This is a genomic window from Bacteroides sp. Phil13, assembly GCF_001940965.1.
Classification (GTDB): Bacteria; Bacteroidota; Bacteroidia; order Bacteroidales; family Bacteroidaceae; genus Bacteroides; species Bacteroides intestinalis.
In genome coordinates this window covers 157775-180052 of sequence record NZ_MSHA01000032.1, presented here as the reverse complement: position 1 = coordinate 180052, position 22278 = coordinate 157775, and the positions used below count along the sequence as shown (strand labels likewise).

Here is a 22278-nt window from a genome sequence, read left to right as displayed (position 1 = left end):
AATACTTAAAACTATGTTTAAGAAGTGTATTTTTATTTTAGCTACAACTTGTATGATGTACTCCTGTACCACACAAACGGAAACGAATCCGTTTTTGTCTGAGTTCCAAACCGAACATGGCGTACCGCCCTTCGATAAAATTAAACTGGAACATTACGAACCCGCCTTTTTGAAAGGGATCGAAGAACAAAACGCGAATATCGATGCAATAGTGAATAATTCTGAAACACCTACTTTTGAAAATGTAATCGTTGCTCTCGACAATAGCGCCCCGATACTGGACAGGGTTAGTGCTATTTTCTATAATATGACGGATGCCGAAAAAACACCCGGCCTGAATGAACTGTCCATAAAAATAGCTCCGACATTATCAGAGCACAGCGATAATATCTCACTGAACCAAGAGCTCTTTAAAAAAGTAAATGCCGTATACCAACAAAAAGAATCTTTGAAACTGACCACTGAACAAGAGCGTCTGTTGGAAGAGACTTATAAAGACTTTGTTCGCTCCGGTGCAAACCTTTCTTCCGAAAAGCAGGCACGTCTGCGTGAGATCAACAAACAGTTATCTACATTAGGTCTTACATTCAGCGATAATATTCTGAATGAAAATAATGCTTTCAAACTATACATCGACAAAGAAGAAGATCTTGCCGGACTGCCCGAATGGTTCCGCCAAAGTGCAGCAGAAGAAGCAAAGGCAGACGGTCAGGAAGGAAAATGGCTGTTCACTTTAGGAAATGCCAGCCGACTCCCATTCCTGCAATACTCAGAAAACCGCCCGTTGCGTGAACAGATATACAAGGCTTATATCAATCGCGGTAACAACAATGATAAGAACGATAACAAGAAAATCATTACGGACATTGTAAGTCTTCGCCTTGAGAAAGCACAATTACTGGGCTTTGACTGTTATTCCAATTTCGTTCTGGATAACACAATGGCTAAGAACTCCACTACTGTAATGAATTTCCTGAATAACCTGTGGAGCTACTCCTTACCGAAAGCAAAAGCCGAAGCTGCTGATTTGCAAAAGATCATGGATAAAGAAGGCAAAGGAGAAAAACTGGAAGCATGGGACTGGTGGTATTATACTGAAAAGCTTCGCAAAGAGAAATATAATCTTGAAGAAGATGAAATCAAGCCTTACTTTAAACTGGAAAACGTACGTGAAGGAGCTTTCGCAGTTGCCAACAAGCTCTATGGCATTACATTAACGAAGCTGGAAGGTATTCCCGTATATCATCCTGACGTAGAAGTATTCGAAGTAAAAGACGCAGATGGCTCTCATATGGGTATCTTCTATGTAGACTACTTCCCACGCCCGGGCAAGAGCGGTGGTGCATGGATGAGTAACTATCGTGAACAACAAGGCGATATTCGTCCACTGGTATGCAACGTATGCAGCTTCACTAAACCTGTAGGCGACACTCCGTCACTGCTGACAATTGACGAGGTAGAAACTCTGTTCCATGAATTTGGGCACGCTCTGCACGGATTATTGACTAAATGCAACTATAAAGGCATTTCCGGAACAAATGTCGTACGTGACTTTGTTGAATTGCCCTCCCAGATAAATGAACATTGGGCTACTGAACCTGAAGTACTGAAAATGTATGCCAAGCATTATCAGACAGGAGAAACCATTCCCGACAGCCTTATCGAAAAGATTCTGAATCAGAAAACCTTCAATCAAGGCTTCATGACCACAGAATTACTGGCTGCAGCTATTCTGGATATGAATCTGCACAACCTGACTGACACCAAGAATCTGGATGTATTGGCATACGAGAAAGAAGCCATGAATCAATTGAATCTTATCCCCGAAATAGCCCCGCGTTATCGTACCACCTACTTCAATCATATCATCGGTGGTTATGCTGCAGGCTACTACAGCTATTTATGGGCAAACGTATTGGATAACGATGCTTTTGAAGCTTTTAAAGAGCATGGTATCTTCGACAAAAAGACAGCAGATCTTTTCCGGTATAATGTTCTTGAAAAAGGTAACAGCGAAGACCCGATGACACTTTACAAGAATTTCCGTGGTGCTGAGCCTCAACTGGAACCAATGTTAAAAAATCGTGGAATGAAGTAAAATTAGTACTATACAAAGGCAGCAAAATCATTGCCAGATGCAAATATTTGAGTTCCTTTTACTTCCGAATGTGAAAAAAAAACTATATTTGCAGCCTTGTACGCTATAGAAATCAATTAATAAAGTAATCATAATAAACTAAAAGTAACATGCAAAACAAAGGATTTGTAAAGGTTTTTGCAATTTTGCTCACACTGGTATGTGTGTTCTACCTTTCCTTCTCTTTTGTGACTCGCCATTATAACAATAAGGCAAAAGAGTACGCAAAAGGCGATCTGAAGTTAGAGCAGGACTACCTGGATTCTCTGTCAAACGAGAAAGTGTGGTTCGGCAATTGGACACTGAAACAGTGTCGTGAGATGGAGATCAGTTTAGGTTTGGACTTAAAGGGTGGTATGAACGTTATCCTTGAAGTTTCTGTTCCTGATGTTATCAAAGCATTGGCGGACAACAAAACCGACGAAGCATTCAACCAAGCATTGGCAACTGCCGCCAAACAGGCTATCAGCAGCCAGGATGACGTCATTACCCTGTTTGTTAGAGAGTATCACAGAATTGCTCCGGATGCACGTCTTTCCGAACTTTTCGCCACTCAACAGTTAAAAGACAAAGTTAACCAAAAGACTTCTGACGCTGAAGTAGAAAAAGTACTGCGTTCGGAAGTAAAAGCCGCAGTTGATAACTCATACAATGTACTCCGTACTCGTATCGACCGCTTTGGTGTGGTTCAGCCCAACATTCAGAGTCTGGAAGACAAGATGGGACGTATCATGGTGGAACTTCCGGGTATCAAAGAGCCAGAGCGTGTAAGAAAATTACTACAAGGTTCTGCTAATCTGGAGTTTTGGGAAACATACAACGCAAAGGATGTTGCACCTTATCTGCAAGCTGCTGATAACAAACTCCGCAGCATTTTAGCTAATGAAGCACCGGCTGACAGTGCAGCCGTTGACAGCACTGCTACTCCGGTTATGGCACAAGCTACCAGCACTGCCGATAGTCTTGCTGCAGTATTGAAAGGTGAAAACAAAGCACAAACTGTCGATCTTGCACAAATCAAGAAAGAACATCCGTTGCTGGCCGTTCTGCAGGTTAACTCCAGCGGACAAGGCCCGGTTGTAGCTTATGCTAACTATAAGGATACTGCTGAGATCAACAAGTATCTTTCTATGAGAGAAATTCAAGCTGAACTCCCGAAAGACCTCCGTCTGAAATGGGGCGTTTCTGCTTATGAATATGATCCGAAGGGTCAGACTTTCGAACTTTATGCTATCCGTTCAACCGAACGTAACGGACGTGCGCCATTGGAAGGTGACGTTGTTGTTAGCGCTAAAGACGAATACGACCAATTTGGTAAACCAGCTGTAAGTATGTCTATGAACACAGACGGTTCACGCCGCTGGGCTCAGTTGACTAAGCAAAACATTGGTAAGAGCATCGCTATCGTATTGGATGGTTATGTATATTCTGCACCGAATGTAAATACTGAAATTACAGGTGGTAACTCACAAATTACCGGACACTTCACTCCTGAGCAAGCAAAAGACTTAGCGAACGTATTGAAGTCAGGTAAGATGCCGGCTCCTGCACGTATCGTTCAGGAGGATATCGTAGGTCCGTCTTTGGGACAGGCTTCCATCAACGCCGGTGTATTCTCATTCATCGTGGCATTGGTACTGTTGATGATTTATATGTGTACCATGTATGGCTTCATTCCGGGTATGGTTGCCAATGGTGCATTGGTACTGAACATGTTCTTTACGTTGGGGATCCTTTCGTCTTTCCAGGCGGCCTTGACAATGTCCGGTATTGCCGGTATGGTGTTGGCATTGGGTATGGCTGTGGATGCTAATGTATTGATTTACGAACGTACCAAAGAAGAATTGCGTGCAGGTAAGGGTGTGAAGAAAGCACTCGCAGATGGTTACTCCAACGCATTCTCAGCTATCTTCGACTCTAACTTAACTTCTATTATTACAGGTATAATCCTGTTCAACTTCGGTACAGGTCCTATCCGTGGTTTCGCCACGACTTTGATTATCGGTATCTTGATTTCATTCTTTACCGCCGTGTTTATGACACGTTTGGTTTATGAGTACTTCATGAATAAAGATAAGTGGTTGAACCTGACCTTCTCTTCCAAGATCTCCAAGAACTTGATGGCGAATGTACATTTTGACTTCATGGGTGGCAACAAGAAGTGGTTGACAATTACAGGTGTTATTCTTGTAATCTGTATCGGTTCACTCTTTGTACGCGGTCTAAGCCAAAGTATCGACTTCACAGGTGGACGTAACTTCAAGGTACAATTTGAGAATGCGGTAGAACCAGAACAAGTACGCGAGTTAATCTCCAGTAAATTTGGTGACGCTAACGTCAGTGTAATCGCTATCGGTACAGATAAGAAAACTGTACGTATCAGTACAAACTATCGTATTGAAGAAGACGGCAACAATGTTGACTCTGAAATAGAAGCATATCTCTATGAGACATTGAAGCCCGTATTGACGCAAAACATTACTCTGGAAACATTTATCGATCGTGAAAACCATACTGGTGGTAGTATCGTCAGCTCACAGAAAGTAGGTCCGAGCATTGCAGATGATATCAAGACTTCCGCTATGTGGTCTGTAGTGCTTGCTCTGATTGCTATCGGTCTGTACATCTTGATTCGTTTCCGTAACATTGCATATAGTGTGGGTTCTGTAGCTGCACTGACAAGTGATACATTGATGATCTTGGGTGCTTATTCTCTCTGCTGGGGTTGGATGCCATTCTCACTGGAAATTGACCAGACATTCATCGGTGCTATTCTGACAGCTATCGGTTACTCTATCAATGACAAGGTGGTAATCTTCGACCGTGTACGTGAGTTCTTCGGCCTGTATCCGAAACGCGACAAGAAACAGTTGTTCAATGACTCATTGAACACTACTCTGGCACGTACTATCAATACTTCATTGAGTACATTAATCGTATTGCTGTGTATCTTCATCCTTGGTGGTGACTCTATCCGCAGCTTCGCATTCGCAATGATCCTCGGTGTTGTAATTGGTACATTGTCTTCTTTGTTCATTGCATCTCCTATCGCATACATGATGTTGAAGAACAAAAAAATAGCTGAGCCGGCTGCTGAAGTAGCTAAATAAGGACTATACAAGTTAACGATAAAAAAGGGAAGCCGAACGAATCGACTTCCCTTTTTATTTTGTAGTCCCGAGGGGAATCGAACCCCTATCTAAAGTTTAGGAAACTTCTATTCTATCCGTTGAACTACAGGACCAGCAACATTTGCGGTTGCAAAGATAAGGCATTCTCCCGATTTCACAAGGCCGAACGAAGATTTTATCGAGAAGTCAAGAAAATACAAGCAACACAAGATTTTATCAAAGTGTAAAGTCAAAACAGCTTCACACAGCATTAATTTAAGCGCCTATACTTACATTTAGTCAACACATGCATCAGTAGAACAAATGATAATATGCAACTTTTATTCGTTCAAGTCAGACACATAGTCAGAGTTTTGCTCACTCCAAATATCAAAAAACACTCATTTCTCAATTCTTTTAGAACACAATCACAGATTAACTCAAAAAGATTTTGCCAAGTCGCATAACTTTCCGACATTTGCAAACGTGCCTATAAAAAGCGTAGTACTTTTTGTAAGTACCCCAACCAACATGAGAACAGATTTTAAGTGATCCTATAAATTAATCATAGTAATACGAAATTATGGCAAACGACATGATGGTAAAAGAACTGGATCAAGTGGTAGTCCGCTTTTCCGGAGACTCCGGCGATGGTATGCAGCTCGCCGGCAACATCTTTTCAACAGTATCGGCTACGGTGGGAAATGACATCAGTACTTTCCCCGACTATCCCGCAGATATCCGCGCCCCGCAAGGCTCTCTGACCGGCGTATCAGGTTTTCAGGTACACATCGGCGCCAGCAAAGTATTCACCCCGGGTGATAAATGCGATGTATTGGTAGCTATGAACGCTGCCGCATTGAAAACACAGTATAAGTTTGCTAAGTCTACTGCTTGCATCATTATCGACACAGACTGTTTCCAGGCTTCCGATTTACAGAAAGCCGCTTTCAAGACTGACAATCCTATCGAAGAAATGGGTATCAAGCAAGATGTTATTGCCGCTCCTATTTCTCAAATGGTGAAAGACTGTCTGGCAGAAACAGGTATGGACAACAAAGCAATGCTGAAATGCCGCAACATGTTCGCTCTCGGCCTGGTATGCTGGTTGTTCAATCGCGACCTGAAGATTGCAGAAGATTTCCTTAGAGAGAAGTTTGCAAAAAAGCCGGAAATAGCAGAAGCCAACATCAAGGTAATTCACGTCGGTTACGACTATGGTCACAATACACACGCTTCCGTAGCACATACTTATAAGATAGAAAGTAAGATAAAGACGCCCGGAATATATATGGATATCATGGGCAACAAAGCTACAGCCTACGGTTTCATTGCTGCTGCTGAAAAAGCAGGTCTGAAGTTATTCCTGGGTTCTTATCCCATCACTCCGGCTACGGACGTATTACATGAACTCTCCAAACATAAATCCTTAGGTGTCATTACCGTTCAATGTGAAGATGAGATTTCCGGCTGTGCTACGGCTATCGGTGCTTCTTTTGCTGGTGCATTGGCTGTAACTACCACTTCCGGTCCGGGTGTCTGCCTGAAATCAGAGGCTATGAACCTTGCAGTGATTACAGAACTTCCCTTGGTTGTTCTGGACGTACAACGCGGTGGTCCTTCCACAGGTTTGCCGACTAAATCGGAACAAACGGACTTGTTACAGGCTTTGTTTGGTCGTAACGGTGAGAGTCCAATGCCGGTTATTGCTGCAACCTCACCGACAAACTGCTTCGATGCAGCCTATGCAGCTTGTAAAATGGCTTTGGAACACATGACTCCGGTAGTTCTGTTAACAGACGGTTTCGTAGCCAACGGTTCCGGTTCATGGAAGCTGCCGAACCTGGATACATATCCTGAAATCAAACCTCAGTATGTTACTCCTGAAATGAAGGATAACTATACTCCTTATAAACGCAATCCTGAGAACCAAGTACGTTACTGGGCCGTTCCGGGACAAGAAGGCTATACTCATATCCTCGGTGGTCTGGAAAAAGACAGCAACACTGGTGCGATCTCTACCGATCCTGAAAACCACAATCTAATGTGCCACCTGCGTGCAGAAAAAGTTGCAAAGATTGCTGTACCCGATGTAGAAGTACAAGGCTGTGCAGATGATGCAGACCTGCTGATTGTAGGTTTTGGCGGTACTTACGGACACTTGTATTCTGCTATGGAAGAGATGAACAAAGCCGGACAAAAAGTAGCCTTAGCTCACTTCTCTTATATCAATCCTCTGCCTAAAAATACGGCTGAAGTATTGAAGAAATACAAGAAAGTGGTAGTTGCCGAACAGAATCTGGGACAATTTGCCGGTTATCTCCGCATGAAGGTGGATAATTTCACTCCGTATCAATTCAATGAAGTCAAGGGACAGCCGTTCGTAGTAAGCGAATTAGTGGCTGCCTTCACCGAGATTTTAAATAAATAATAACCCCGTAAAGTATCGAAAGACATGAGCGAATATACAGCTAAAGATTTCAAAAAAGGACAGCCTCGTTGGTGTCCGGGTTGCGGTGACCACTTCTTCTTGAATTCACTGCACAAAGCGTTGGCAGAAATCGGTGTTAAGCCTTGGGAAACTGCCGTTATCTCGGGTATCGGTTGCTCCAGCCGTCTGCCTTATTATATGAATACGTATGCGATGCAGACTATCCACGGACGTGCTGCCGCCATCTCTACCGGATGTAAAGTAACCAATCCTAACCTGAGCGTTTGGCAGGTTTCAGGTGATGGTGACGGTCTGGCTATCGGTGGTAACCACTTTATCCATGCTATCCGTCGTAATATAGATATCAACATTCTGTTGCTGAACAACCGCATCTACGGTCTGACAAAAGGACAATATTCCCCGACGTCTCCCCGTGGCTTCGTCAGCAAATCCTCTCCTTATGGTACGGTAGAAGATCCGTTCCACCCAGCTGAACTCTGCTTCGGTGCCCGTGGACGTTTCTTTGCACGCTGTGTAGCCACAGATGGTCCCGGCACAGGAGAAGTTCTGAAGGCTGCTGCTAACCATAAAGGAGCCGCTGTGTGTGAGATTTTGCAACACTGCGTTATCTTCAATGACGGAACCTACGACTCTATATACAACAAAGACGGACGTGCCAAGAATGCTATCTACCTGGAACACGGTAAGCCAATGCTTTTCGGTGAGAACAAAGAGTTTGGATTGATGCAGGAAGGTTTCGGACTGAAAGTTGTAAAGTTGGGCGAGAACGGTATCACAGAAAAGGATATCCTCATTCATGATGCACACTGCATGGATAATACATTGCAACTGAAATTGGCTCTGATGGAAGGTCCTGACTTCCCGGTTGCTCTCGGTGTAATCCGCGATGTGGAAGCTCCGACTTATGACGATGCTGTAATGGAACAGATTGAAGAAGTATCAGCAAAGAAGAAGTATCACAACTTCAAGGAACTGTTGATGACGAATGATATTTGGGAAGTAAAGTAAGCGAATACACTATTCCTTTTCTAAAAAGCCTCATTACCGCTACTATTATATAGTACGGTAATGAGGCTTTTTAGAAATAATACAAATCAATAGTTGAAGACGGGTTATGAATAAAGTGTGATAAAGTGATAGCGGGATACCCCAAATGGTAACTTTGTTCACTCCACACGGTAACTCCATTTACATGCCGAGGTAAAGACCGTTACACGCCGAGGTAAAGGCCGTTACAATAAGGGGTAAAGACCGTTACATACGGCGGTAAACGCTTTTACATCTTATGATAAGCACACGGTAAATACTATTAGCTGATTATCAACAAACTAACAAGAAAGTCATCAGCAACCTTTGATTCACATCTTTTCCGCAAAGAATCAATTCCGTCAACAGATAATCCCAAATATCATATACAATTTTGGGATTTAAACTTTAAAAGCCTATATTTGCCCTGAAATAAAGCAAGATGAAAACAAAACACTTATTCTGGATATTCCTGTTAATATCCGTAATCAGCTTCACGAGCTGTGATGACGACAAATTAGAGAACAACACTCCAACACCGTTCCGGATTGGAGTGCTATTTCTTCCCTTACGCTGATTCAAAGCACAAAGTTTCGGATCACCTCATCGCCAAAGGTATCTACAGCTTTTCGTCAAAAACAGAACATGTCACGGAAGCTTCATCTTCTACCGATGCCATACCTTATCTCACATTGAACTATTCGGCCGATACAAAAGGAAACTTTACAGATGCAACAATTCCGCCCACACCGCATAATTTCAAGTTTGAAAAGGAAAACGGTATCACGAGTTACGCTATACTTGGCCTCATACAACGCTATCTGGATGTAGATTGGAAAAAACTTGTCCCCAAAGACGCCTCTACAAGAAATGACATTATCATAAAACCACTTTTAACAATGACAGTGGATGATACCGACTATTCCATTATCGGGGCATTCAATACCATTCCGGCAATTCCAGAAGGAGTATTAGAATAGCTGCGCCTTCAAAGTTTTTTCTGCCCTTTCTCTTTGATAATAAAAGAATTAGTGTATATTTGCATCAGGCATACATTAACCTTTAACATCACTGTACTATGGGTAGAAGATTAATCTTTGACCGGTTTTCCCAGCAAGCTCTCCAGACCTTGCACCGGTATCGTGCCGTAATGTTCAGTCCCACCCTTTATTCATGTTTTTAGTTCGCGAGTGATATTTATTTTCAGTCATTTACTAAACATGAATAGATTATGGATAATAGACCTACCATAGCCGAAGTACAAGAATGGGTACTGAAGCTACACAACACGTGTGAGCAAACCATTACAAACGAAGAGCGCAAAGAACAGCACAAGTATGCCGTCATGGTGCAACGCCCGCAGGACAAGAAGTTCCTAGTGAAAATGCTGGATGAATCTTCGCAGATACGTGATCGCAAAAAACTTGCCGCCCGCATTAAGACTCTGATAGACCGCTATGGAGTACCTGAATTCCTGAACAAGCGGGATACTTTCCTCTTTAAAATGTACCAAGCCTTCGGACATCATTTCGACTTCATCGCCATACCTATTATAAAGAAGCGTTTACGCATGGATACGTCTAAAGTCATCCTTGACGAAGCCCGTCCCAAGTTAACCCGGCACCTGTCTGAACGTGCACAGCAAAAGGTTGGACAAAATGTGAACCTACTGGGTGAAGTCGTTTTAGGCAATGGGGAAGCAGATCACCGTTACTATCATTACCTGGAAGCATTGGAAGCTCCGGATATTAACTATATCTCCGTAAAGATATCCGGCATCTATGCCCAGACGCATGCTTTGAATTATGAAGAGAGTTTCCCGGAACTGGTGAAACGCATGTCCGCTCTTTACCAAAAAGCAATAGACTTCCCGCATACAGATGAAAACGGAGTGAAACATGCGAAGTTTGTCAATCTGGATATGGAAGAATATAAAGATTCACACTTTACTTTACGCCTGTTTAAAACTGTACTAAGCAAACCGGAATTCAGAGACTATTCAGCCGGTATCGTTGTACAAGCTTATCTGCCTGATGCCTATGATTTCCAGACGGAATTGTTGGAATTTGCAAAGGCACGCGTGGCTGAGGGAGGTGCACCACTCAAAATGCGCCTTGTAAAAGGTTGCAATCTGGAAATGGAAACCGTGATTTCTTCCTTGCGCGGCTGGCCCAACCCCATACTTTCCACAAAAACGGAAGTAGATGCAAACTACCTGCATATTCTGGAACGCGCCCTGCTGCCCGAAAATGCAAAAGCGTTGCACATCGGAGTGGCTTCGCATAACCTGTTCACAATAGCCTACGCTTACCTGTTAAGCCAGAAAAACAACAGTTCAGAGTATATGACATTTGAGATGTTGGAAGGTATGGCCGACCATGTATGGCGTGCACAGTCGCAACTGGGTAATCACATCATACTATATGCACCGGTAGTGAAAGATGAACACTTCCTGAATGCAATCTCTTATTTGGTACGCCGCATGGACGAAAATACAGCTCCGGATAACTTCCTCACTCATTCATTCAATCTGAAACCGGGAACTGACACCTGGAATTTCCTGCAAAAACAGTTTGAAGAAGCATATCACAAGAAAGATAGCGTTTCTCATATTCCTACGCGCACGCAGAACAGGCTTTTACCGTATTCTCCCGTCCCCCCATCCGACGTGATGAAAAACGAACCGGATACGGATTTTGATCTGCCTCAAAACCAGAAATGGGTACGAAAGATCTTTGCCAAATGGAAAAAGTCTTCCGCCGATACTCCAGAAATCATTCCTCTGCAAATAGGAACCGAAGACATCATCTGTGAAAAACGCCATAAGTACATGGACCGCTGCCAGAATGATGAAGTATGTATTTGCGAAATGTCGCAAGCCAATACGGAACAAATAAAGCAAATCATCGGCATTGCAGAGAAAGATCCCACAGGCTGGCGGAACACTACCTTAGAGGAACGTCATAGAATCATGTTCGAAGCAGCCAATCGTCTGGGTGATATGCGCGGAGACCTGATAGGCAGTATGTGTGCTGTAACAGGTAAAACAGTGGTAGAAGGAGATGTAGAGGTATCCGAAGGTATCGACTACGCCCGCTTCTATACCACAACAATGAAAAAATTCGCCGCACTGCATGATGTGGACATCACCTCCAAAGGAACAATCCTCGTCATTTCGCCGTGGAACTTCCCATGTGCCATTCCTATCGGCGGCATTGTAGCCGGATTGGCCGGTGGCAATACCGTGATACTGAAACCCGCAACAGTAGCTGCTCCCGTAGCATGGCTATTTGCCAAGGCTTTCTGGGATGCAGGAGTGCCCAAAGAAGCATTGCAAGTCATTATAACCGACCGTGAAGCACTGAAAGAATTGACCACAGCTCCGGCTATCAAGCATATCATCCTGACAGGAGGTACGGATACAGCCCAAAGCATTGCACGTACCAACCCGTCTACCCCACTTTCTGCCGAAACCGGTGGAAAAAATGCTATTATCCTCACAGCCTCGGGCGACCGTGATCATGCCATCATGAATATCGTTACTTCTGCTTTCGGAAATGCCGGACAAAAGTGCTCAGCATGTTCCCTACTGCTTGTAGAACGCTCTGTATACGAAGACAAGAACTTCCAGGATAAGCTGAAGGATGCCGCCACCAGTATAAAAGTAGGCAGTGTATGGGAAGCTGGTAACGTAGTAGGCCCCATGATTACCAACCGGAACGACAAGTTATTGCAAGCCCTTACACTGGAACCCGGCGAGTCCTGGCTGGTTCCACCTAAGTTTATTGACGAGAAGCAATACATCCTCGCCCCTACCGTGAAGTGGGGAGTAAAACCGGGCAGTTATTCATTCCGTACCGAATTGTTCGGTCCCATGTTAAGTGTGGCTTGTATTGACAATCTTCAACAGGGAATAGAGTTGGTGAACAGCCTGGACTACGGTTTGACTTCCGGTCTGCAAAGCCTGGATGAAAACGAACAAAAACTCTGGAAGGACTCCATTCTGGCAGGTAATCTTTATATCAATCGTGGTATCACAGGTGCTATTGTCAACCGCCAACCTTTCGGTGGGATGAAACTATCTGCTTTCGGTGGTGGTGTAAAAGCAGGCGGACCGAACTATTGTGCCTGCCTTGTGAAGATTACCGACAAACCGGAAAGTAATACGGATTATAAGCAAAGTTATCCTCATGCTTATGAAGAAGAATTTGCGCATGCACGGGATATCAATAAGTTATATGGCGAACAGAATGCATTCCGTTATCTGCCATTAAAGAATATGGTACTCCGCCTTTTCCCGGGAGATAGTAACGAAGAAGCGGAAATGATTGCACTTGCCACAAAGCTCTGCCACACACCACTGACTATCAGCTTTGACCCGAATGATGATCGCACGACTGCATTATCATCTACCGGCTGTACACTAAAGAAAGAAACATTGGATGAATTCCTCAAAACAATGAGGAGCTATGAACGTATCCGCACTTGTGGCGCTGATATTCCGATGGAAATGTATGAAGAGGCAGCCCGTAGAAACAAATACATTGCCACGGCAAAACCTGTGAAAAACGGACGTGTAGAGTTAATACATTATATTAAAGAGCAAAGCATCTCCTTCGAATTCCATCGATATGGCAGCATTCTGGATGTGCCTCCCGTAGAATAACAATTAAAAAAACGTGGTCCGGCTTGCCTATCGAAAAGCGGACAGGTCAGGCCACGTCATTCCTCGTTCTCCACCGGCAATGGCAAAGAAACCGTAAATTCGCTATATTTTCCTTCCACACTCTCCACACTGACGTATCCTCCATGTTCACGAGCCACATTCATCACATAGTTCAGCCCCAAGCCGAAGCCGGATACTTTCTTCTTCGCATCCTCATTCCGGGTAATTACGCGTTCAAACTTATCAAATACAATCCGTTGAGCCGCAAGCGGAATACCGATACCATTATCCCGCACCTTGATCTGAGTATACTGTCCGGAAAGGCAGGAAGTAATCTGTATATCTATCGTATCCTTAGAGTATTTCACCGCATTGTCTATCAGGTTACTTAAAGCCTCTTTCAGATACTCCTCATCAGCATAGCATAGGGTTTACCCCAACCCGTCCAATCCCATTGAAGTTCTATCGGGTATCCTTATTATTACCGGGCATCTTATTGGGAGTGATGCCTGCAATCCATGGATTCTGTACAAGAGAAGCCAACATATTCTTTCTGGGATTATTTGGCGTTCTGGGTGGTACGGGAGATATTCTTTTTTGGTACAGCCTTCGTGCCTTTGATGATGAAGATCTGCTACTGGCCGATAAAAAAGCTTTTCAGGCCACTATTATAAAGCGCAATTACGGAAAGAATGACTAAAATTCTTCTCCCAACGTATAACAAAAAAAGTTCCCTCATACCCAAAGAGTAGAGAGAACTTTTAATCATTAGAGAGGAAGACTTATTCAACCTCCATTGTCAATCTATTAACATTCTTATTTAAGGACTTTAATCATTTGTTCTCCACTGGTAAGTACCCCTCGTACAACATATACTCCAGCCGGCAAGTCCGACATATCTACAAACTCAACATTCATAACTTGCTTTATCAGAGTACCACTAACAGAATAGATATAAGCAGTTCCCACCTCTGGTAATACTACTTTCTGAAGTTGGCTGTCATAATATGCTTTCACACTGCCATCTTCTACTTTATCAATACTTGTCGGTACACCTACAATAACAGCATTAGATGCAGCCGTTTCTACACCGCCAACCACCGCAGTTACTGTATATGAGCCGTCTGCTGCATTTTCAACTGTATAATTGGTAGCTTGAATACCTTCTTTCAAGAGTGTACCGTCAATGTAAAGATTATAAGTTGTAGCAGGTTCTTCTGCACGAGTAACAGCTTGCTTATCGGCATCCTGCAGAACTGCGGAAATTCGCCAGTTGTAATCCAAATCCTTATTCATAGACTTCAACGTTCTCCAAGTAGTTCCATCGGTAGTAATCAGATTACCTTTTCCATCCACTGCCGGTCCTTCATCTGTCATATTGGGCTTCACTCCATTAATGTGGCTAACATAATATCCTACACAAACTTCATGACCAGCCGGAATTACTACCGGTTTATCCAAACGAACAACATTTTCTCCTGCTACCAGAGTCTTCACATCAACTTCTTGTTCATAAACTAAATTACGATCATAAAAGACAGCTATGGCAGAAGTCTGCAAATAAACATCACTCAAACTATATTTAATGTGAGTTATATATTTACCTACCTGATCAACCAAATCATCAGCATCATAAGCAATTACAAAGTATCCATATACCCCGCTACTCCTAGTCAATCCAATTGCTTTACTACCGGATGTCTTATCTTGATAGTTCATTTCATTAGCAGCTTCAGGCGATTGCCATGTCAAAGTCAGATTCTTATTCTCCAATGTACCGCTCAAACCGTAAGGAGCAGGTGCAAGATTAGGTTGCTTGTATTCAACAGTATAAGTATCAGAAAGAGCGGATTCCCATCCATTTGTATAAACAGCGGATACAGCATATTCATACTTACCGTAGTTCAACGTTGCAGTATACTCCGGATCTTCTGTTTCAGTAGCCAATGAACCGTTACAATAAACACGGAAGTTCTTTATAGTAGGCTTATTATCAGTTGCACGAGTCGCAACAACACCATTTACCCCAAAGGCTGTTGCCGATTTCAAGTCAGAGAATGATCTGCCTGACATTCTTTCAAGCGGAACCATTTGATTATTAACAGGTGCTGTCTTTCTAAGTGTAGTCGTAGCAGCCTTTTGTGAACCTTTCAAACGTACCTGTGCTCCTACTACAAAGTTACTATTAAATTCTGCATCGATCCGGCTGTAAGCAACCCAAGTTGTTCCATCCAAACTAAGCATATCACCTCCAGTCACACGTGGACCGGCATCAGCAGCAATAGGTTCTTTTCCATCAGCAAACAGAACAAAGTATCCCACATAAATAGAACTTCCTACAGGTACAGCTACCGGCTCATCGAATGCAACACTAAACATTTCACCTGTTTTGATAGAAGTAGCAGTCTTAGAAGCTAAGATTTTCTTATTGGCAGAGCACAGCACAACTTTCAGCTCCTTAACATCATCCGTTAAGTACAGATTAACACCTGTTATCTCATAATCTGCATAAAGAGCCAACTCTTCTTTGGTAAATTGTGCTCCGACATAAAGATCCACATCTTTTCCATCATTGGTCATGCCCCATTTATATTTGGGTTCACCATAATGTTTCAATTCCATAGGCAAATCCGTATATACATCCCATTTCAAAGATAACTTTCCTTTATCGAAATCAGTTTCGGTAAAGGTAGGACGTACATATTCAGCCGGCAATTCAACTGTAGCTGTAGCAGAAGCGGAAGCCTTTGAAGAAAGACCATCTGTATAATTTGCCACAACTGTATAAGTATATGTACCTGGAGCTAATTCCTCCGTATAAGTTAAACCTGTTATTCCGGATTTGACTTCCACGCCATCACGATATACGGTATAGTCTTTCACTACCGGAGTCTTAATCTCACTCTGAGCTTCCACATCAGCACTTAGCATCCAGTTTGCATTAGCTGCTGCCTCAATATTAGTCCAACTGGGCACTGTAGTATCAAAATCAGATTTTGCCGTAGAAGTTGAAATAAAGCATGCACCGGAAATAGCCGGTCCACTATCCAACAACCCAGGGAAAAGATCTGCTGCATGAACCACATAATAACCATAAGACAATTCTGCACTCGGATCAATAACGTACGGAGTTGTTAAAGCCATTTTAGCCCATTTATGCACTTCCAGTGCAGCAATTTCTTCAGCTGACACCTGCTGAGAATATACAATTTTACTATTCTCAAGAATCACCAAACGCATTTCCGTTACTGCAGAATTCAGCATAACATTAATGGCTGTAATTTTATGATCAGCATAAGAAGCCAATTCATCGCTGGAAAATGCATTTACTGCCCATATTTTACGCACTGTACCGGAAGTTCCTCCCATGGCCTTACCTTTTTCCCCATTACTCCAAGTCAATGTTTTATCAGCAAGAATCGGAGATTTCCAACTCAACGTCGCATTCAAACCATTAACCGCAGCTCTTACGTCCACTGCAATTGGGCGGGCATCCTCTACAGGAATATTGGTCAATGACAAAGGGAATGACTTTTCTTCCTTTTCACCATAAACAGCCGACACACAGTAATCATAAGTACCCTTAGGTTCGTCCTTCAACAAGGCAGTTTTTTCCGTCAGCAAAGCTGTATTTACTTTAGTATCGCCACGATATACATTATATCCGTCAGGTTCTCCTGCAGCAGGTATATCAATATGAGCAGATACCAGGAAATTACCTTTCACCACGTTTTTCCAATTCTTTCCATCATACGAATATAAGTCACCCTTGCCCGTAACACCTGGTACGCGGTCCATAATGCCAACAAAAGTAAGGTTCGTACCATGAACTAATTTAGCAGCTACAGTCAATTCTACATCGTCACGCACAGTATAAGGTTCGTCCAACTTGATAGTCTGCATTTCTTTCAGTTTCAGATTCTCAAGATTCACCTTCTGTTCACGTACTACTTTATCATTCTCATACAACAAAAGACTAACCTCAAGCACTGCACTGTAATTGCAAAATGAGATAGCATCAATTACTGAACCTTTATATTCTTTAAGATCATCCTTATCAAAACGGTTAGCAATATAAAGAACAGGAATTTCCCCATTCAAGCTTACTCCGCTCACACCGTTATAAGGTGTATCATTATGCCATTGCATTGTTTTAGCCTCGGCTGGACTTTTCCAATTCAATGATACACTTGCAACCTGACTTTCTCCTCTTAGAGTATGAGGAGCCCCCGTCTGCGCCATAGCAAAGTTGTAACCCAACAATGCAGTCAGCAGAAAAAACATTTTAAAAGTAATATTTCCCATAAGCAATCATTTTATTCCCAAAGAGAGAATACTCCTTTGAGATCGTTAAACAATAATAGGCAAAATTAATGGAAGACCCCATTTCATCGAAAAAAACCGAATAGACAAATGATGTACAAAACCCTTTTTTGTTATCTTTGTAGCATGAAAAATGCATTTTTAATATATTTATGTATATTCTTATTACAACATTCTGTTTTAGGAAGTAATTCATATCGATGGAAACCTATCGATGCTTCTTTTGACTCTTTAGGAAAGCAACTTGAGCTGGTGGACTATAAAAATAATGAACGAAGGCAGTTTTATCCACTTATCACTCGCATGTACCAGATAGCAAATCTAAAAAACAATAGAAACCTGCAAGCGCGTGCCTTATATTGGGATGCCTGGCTGAAATTTGAAACAAATACAGAAGAAACAGAAACCCTTATAGAAGAAGCATTAGAAAAAGTGGATTCCGTTAATTACACTTATGATCACGCCCGTATTTTCTTCGTTAAGGGAATGCTTTTGGCAAAACATAACAAATACCCACAAGCTTATCGCACATTTAAGAGACAAGAAAATTACTTTAAATCCATAAATGATTTATATAGTCTTGGTTATACATATGTCAATATAGGTTCGATTATGAGAAGAATAGGAGAATACCAAGAAGGATATAAATATTATCTGCAAGCCGACGAAATATTCAAGAAAGGTGGATTCATTGATGATGAAATTAAGAATCGACACAATATAGGAATTAGTCAATATCATCTTGGACATCCACAAAAAGGCATAGAGATATTGACTGCTCTACTTGATGAGAGAATAGCGCAAGAAGACCTTCCTTTCAGAACCGATGTGCTGACCTCACTCTATTTTGTTTCGCAAACTCTACCTGATAAAGAGAAGTACGCGCGCGAAGCATATAAAACCGCTCAGAAAATCACAAATAAGACATCACAAACTTATACTCTCATTAATATGGGAGCATTATATATTTATAAGAATGAAAAAGATTCTGCCCTTTTTTATTTTCAAAAAGCACGCCATTCTGCCGAGGCCAACAAGGATGCCTTTTCAGCCATTCACACTTTATATGGCCTTGCAGAAATATATGATAGGAAAAACTTACCCGACAGTGCTTATCAGTACCTAAAACAGTATTTGCAATACAAAGAAGAAACAACCGGGTATGCCAAATCAAATGAAATCAATCAGTATGAAATGAAAATGGCAATTGAACAATATGAGAATGAATTGCATGAAGCTTCCGAGCGTATCGAACTCCATAAAAAATTGACTATAGCCAGCTTCTTAATAGGTTTAATGATTTGCTGCATTATTGGTTATATATTCTGGTTGTCAAGAAAGAAGGAAAAGATCGCCAAGCAACTGAAAGAAGCAGAAAATCGAGAACTAAACGAACGTCTTCAACGCCAACAATTACAAAATGAAAAATATCATCTGGAGTTAGATCTAAAAAATAGGGAATTGACGTCCAACTCCATGATCTCTATTGAAAAGAATCGGGTTCTAAAAGGTTTATTAAAGCAAATAGAGGAACTGGAAGGTAGTAAAGAACTGTCTACGCTAGGAGGAAGAACGCTAAAACAACAAATTAAATCGCACTTGGATACAGAAGACGAATGGATGTTTTTCAAACATCATTTTGAAGAAGTACACCCCGATTTTTTTAAGAAACTATATTCCATTCATCCCAATTTATCAGAAAATGAACTACGTTTATGTGCATATGTACGCACTGGTATGGAAACAAAACAAATTGCACAAATGCTTTCCGTTTTACCTGAAACTATAAATACAAGTCGATACAGAATCCGTAAGAAGATGCAACTCGGACAAGATGTTACACTGGAAAACTATCTGCGGGATATCTAATTTCGATTTTATTTGTTTTATCCATTCTGCTTACCACCAATTTCTGAAGATTGGCAGTAAGCAGCTTGATAATATCTATTCTTTTTCGCCGAAAGCCAAATCACCTGCATCTCCCAACCCCGGAACGATATATGAATGTTCGTTTATCTCCGGGTCGATGGCAGCACACCATATTGTAGTCTTGTCTTCAGGAAATGTTGCAGCAATGTGTTCTACAGCCTGACGGCTGGCAATAATGGAAGCGACATGTATCTCCGACGGGTGCCCTTTCGTCAGCATAGCCTGATAGCTCAGTTCCATGCTACTACCTGTTGCCAGCATAGGGTCCGTAATAATCAGTGTCTTTCCATCGATGCGTGGTGAAGCGATGTACTCAATATGAATATCAAACTTCAGCGTATCCTTATACTTTCGGTAAGCAGAAACAAAAGCATTTTCCGCACCATCAAAGTAGCTTAGAAAACCTTGATGAAAAGGTAATCCGGCACGCAAAATGGTACTTAATACCAGCTGATTATCCGGGGTCTGCACAGGTGCTATCCCCAACGGAGTCTGGATATTCTTCAAAGAATAAGCAAAGTCCTTACTCATTTCATACGCCATAATTTCCCCGATGCGTTCAATGTTTCGACGGAAGCGAAGGCGGTCGCTTTGTACTTGTACATCCCGGATCTCGGCAACATACTGGTTCAGGATGGAGTTTGTCTCGGCAAAATTGATAATTTTCATGATGTAATTTGAATTTATATGCGCAAAGTAAACGATTTCTTGTGCAATTTGCAACATTCAGTTTGCAGATATTGTTACGGAGTTATAAAAGACTTCTCATTAAAGAAAAATTTCTCTAATCAGGTGTTTGTTTCGAAAGAAAATACTACTTTTGTACGCGAAAAACAAGGGGCTGTTTGGAACATAACCCAATTCATACCAATTTCCCCTTGAAAAGAGAAGGTAAAAAGATATTAGCAAGAGATTAATAAACCAAATACCAAAATTTTAAATCATTAAAAGAAATGGCAAATTTAGATTTAAGCAAGTACGGTATCAAAGACGTGAAGGAAATCATCCACAATCCGTCTTATGATGTACTGTTCGCAGAAGAAACCAAACCAGGTTTGGAAGGTTTTGAAAAAGGTCAGGTAACTGAACTGGGTGCTGTAAATGTTATGACAGGTATTTATACCGGTCGTTCTCCTAAAGATAAATTCTTCGTTAAGAATGAAGCCAGCGAAAACACTGTATGGTGGACTTCTGACGAATACAAAAACGACAACAAACCTTGCTCTGAAGAAGCTTGGGCAGACTTGAAAGCTAAGGCTGTAAAAGAATTGAGCGGCAAACGTCTGTTCGTTGTTGATACTTTCTGCGGTGCTAACCCTGCTACTCGTTTGAAAGTACGTTTCATCATGGAAGTTGCTTGGCAAGCTCACTTCGTAACTAACATGTTCATCCGCCCGACAGCTGAAGAACTTGCTAACTACGGCGAACCTGACTTCGTATCTTTCAACGCTTCTAAAGCTAAGGTTGACAACTACAAGGAACTGGGTCTGAACTCTGAAACAGCTACTGTATTCAACCTGAAGACTAACGAACAAGTTATTCTGAATACTTGGTACGGTGGTGAAATGAAGAAAGGTATGTTCTCTATCATGAACTATCTGAACCCGTTGCGTGGTATCGCTTCTATGCACTGTTCTGCCAACACTAATATGGAAGGTACTGACTCTGCTATCTTCTTCGGTCTGTCTGGTACAGGTAAGACAACTTTGTCTACCGACCCGAAACGTCTGTTGATCGGTGATGACGAACACGGATGGGATGACGAAGGTGTATTCAACTACGAAGGTGGTTGCTACGCTAAGGTTATCAACCTGGATAAAGACAGCGAACCCGATATTTACAATGCTATCAAACGTGACGCTCTGTTAGAGAACGTAACGGTTGCCGCTGATGGTAAGATCGACTTTACAGACAAGAGCGTAACAGAAAACACTCGTGTTTCTTATCCTATCTATCACATCAACAACATTGTTAAGCCGGTTTCTAAAGGTCCTCACGCTCACCAGGTAATCTTCCTGTCAGCTGATGCCTTCGGTGTATTGCCTCCGGTATCTATCCTGAACCCGGAACAAGCTCAGTACTACTTCCTGTCTGGTTTCACTGCTAAGTTGGCTGGTACAGAACGTGGTATCACTGAACCGACTCCGACATTCTCTGCTTGCTTCGGTGCTGCTTTCTTGTCACTGCACCCGACTAAATATGCAGAAGAACTGGTTAAGAAGATGAATAAAGTTGGTGCTAAGGCATACTTGGTTAACACAGGTTGGAACGGTAGCGGCAAACGTATCTCTATCAAAGATACCCGTGGTATCATCGACGCTATCCTTGACGGTTCTATCGACAAGGCTCCGACTAAGGTTATTCCTTTCTTCGACTTCGTTGTTCCGACTGAATTGCCTAACGTAGATCCGAAGATCCTTGACCCGCGCGACACTTACGAATGTGCTTGCAAGTGGGAAGAAAAAGCAAAAGACTTGGCTGGCCGTTTCATCAAGAACTTCGCTAAGTTTACTGGTAATGAAGCCGGTAAAGCACTGGTTGCTGCTGGCCCGAAGCTCTAATCTGAATAAAACCGGTTTAGATATATATGCGAAAGCAGCTCTTGGTAATCAAGAGCTGCTTTTTTTGTTTTTAT

At 42.2% G+C, this 22278-nt stretch carries 12 protein-coding genes and 1 tRNA gene; 9 read left to right on the top strand and 4 right to left on the bottom strand.

Annotation, left to right across the window (positions count from 1 at the left end; translation table 11 throughout):
• Window positions 1-13: 13 nt before the first annotated feature.
• Both BWI44_RS05360 and secDF read left to right on the top strand, forming a co-directional pair.
• The gene (locus BWI44_RS05360) at window positions 14-2098 is read left to right on the top strand and encodes a M3 family metallopeptidase (RefSeq protein ID WP_195209048.1); all 2085 of its coding nucleotides are present in this window, start codon (window positions 14-16) and stop codon (window positions 2096-2098) included.
• 149 nt (window positions 2099-2247) lie between these two features.
• Window positions 2248-5247 carry a protein translocase subunit SecDF gene (secDF, locus tag BWI44_RS05355; protein WP_195209047.1) on the top strand — a complete coding sequence of 1000 codons (3000 nt, stop codon included), beginning with the start codon at window positions 2248-2250 and terminating at the stop codon, window positions 5245-5247.
• Between the two features lie 62 nt (window positions 5248-5309).
• Here the strand turns inward: secDF and BWI44_RS05350 are convergent.
• Window positions 5310-5381: transfer RNA gene (locus tag BWI44_RS05350), tRNA-Arg, on the bottom strand.
• Between the two features lie 449 nt (window positions 5382-5830).
• Here BWI44_RS05350 and BWI44_RS05345 point away from each other — a divergent pair.
• The 4 genes from BWI44_RS05345 (at window position 5831) to BWI44_RS05330 (ending at window position 13391) form a co-directional block, all read left to right on the top strand.
• Window positions 5831-7678, top strand: coding sequence for a 2-oxoacid:acceptor oxidoreductase subunit alpha (locus tag BWI44_RS05345; RefSeq protein ID WP_195209046.1), 1848 nt, complete (start codon window positions 5831-5833; stop codon window positions 7676-7678).
• Between the two features lie 24 nt (window positions 7679-7702).
• The gene (locus BWI44_RS05340; protein ID WP_044532733.1) at window positions 7703-8707 is read left to right on the top strand and encodes a 2-oxoacid:ferredoxin oxidoreductase subunit beta; all 1005 of its coding nucleotides are present in this window, start codon (window positions 7703-7705) and stop codon (window positions 8705-8707) included.
• 566 nt (window positions 8708-9273) lie between these two features.
• A complete protein-coding gene (locus tag BWI44_RS05335) occupies window positions 9274-9705 on the top strand; it encodes a hypothetical protein (RefSeq protein WP_195209045.1) in 432 nt (143 codons plus the stop codon).
• 251 nt (window positions 9706-9956) lie between these two features.
• Window positions 9957-13391: a bifunctional proline dehydrogenase/L-glutamate gamma-semialdehyde dehydrogenase gene (locus tag BWI44_RS05330; RefSeq protein WP_171032190.1), complete on the top strand. Its 3435-nt coding sequence runs from the start codon at window positions 9957-9959 to the stop codon at window positions 13389-13391.
• A gap of 56 nt (window positions 13392-13447) precedes the next feature.
• Here BWI44_RS05330 and BWI44_RS05325 read toward each other — a convergent pair whose 3' ends face one another.
• Window positions 13448-13795, bottom strand: coding sequence for a sensor histidine kinase (locus tag BWI44_RS05325; RefSeq protein ID WP_227073163.1), 348 nt, complete (start codon window positions 13793-13795; stop codon window positions 13448-13450).
• Between the two features lie 50 nt (window positions 13796-13845).
• Between BWI44_RS05325 and BWI44_RS05320 the strand changes: the two genes are divergently transcribed.
• A complete protein-coding gene (locus BWI44_RS05320; RefSeq protein WP_227073160.1) occupies window positions 13846-14091 on the top strand; it encodes a hypothetical protein in 246 nt (81 codons plus the stop codon).
• A 116-nt stretch (window positions 14092-14207) separates the two neighbouring features.
• Here BWI44_RS05320 and BWI44_RS05315 read toward each other — a convergent pair whose 3' ends face one another.
• Window positions 14208-17696 carry a hypothetical protein gene (locus BWI44_RS05315; protein ID WP_286812068.1) on the bottom strand — a complete coding sequence of 1163 codons (3489 nt, stop codon included), beginning with the start codon at window positions 17694-17696 and terminating at the stop codon, window positions 14208-14210.
• 108 nt (window positions 17697-17804) lie between these two features.
• Between BWI44_RS05315 and BWI44_RS05310 the strand changes: the two genes are divergently transcribed.
• Window positions 17805-19583 carry a tetratricopeptide repeat protein gene (locus tag BWI44_RS05310; RefSeq protein ID WP_229036144.1) on the top strand — a complete coding sequence of 593 codons (1779 nt, stop codon included), beginning with the start codon at window positions 17805-17807 and terminating at the stop codon, window positions 19581-19583.
• A gap of 75 nt (window positions 19584-19658) precedes the next feature.
• Here the strand turns inward: BWI44_RS05310 and upp are convergent, their stop codons facing one another.
• Entirely contained in the window at window positions 19659-20312 is a 654-nt protein-coding gene (gene upp / locus BWI44_RS05305) for a uracil phosphoribosyltransferase (protein WP_044533907.1), read from the bottom strand.
• A gap of 284 nt (window positions 20313-20596) precedes the next feature.
• Between upp and pckA the strand changes: the two genes are divergently transcribed.
• Window positions 20597-22204, top strand: coding sequence for a phosphoenolpyruvate carboxykinase (ATP) (gene pckA, locus BWI44_RS05300; protein ID WP_007661905.1), 1608 nt, complete (start codon window positions 20597-20599; stop codon window positions 22202-22204).
• The last annotated feature ends 74 nt before the right edge of the window (window positions 22205-22278 follow it).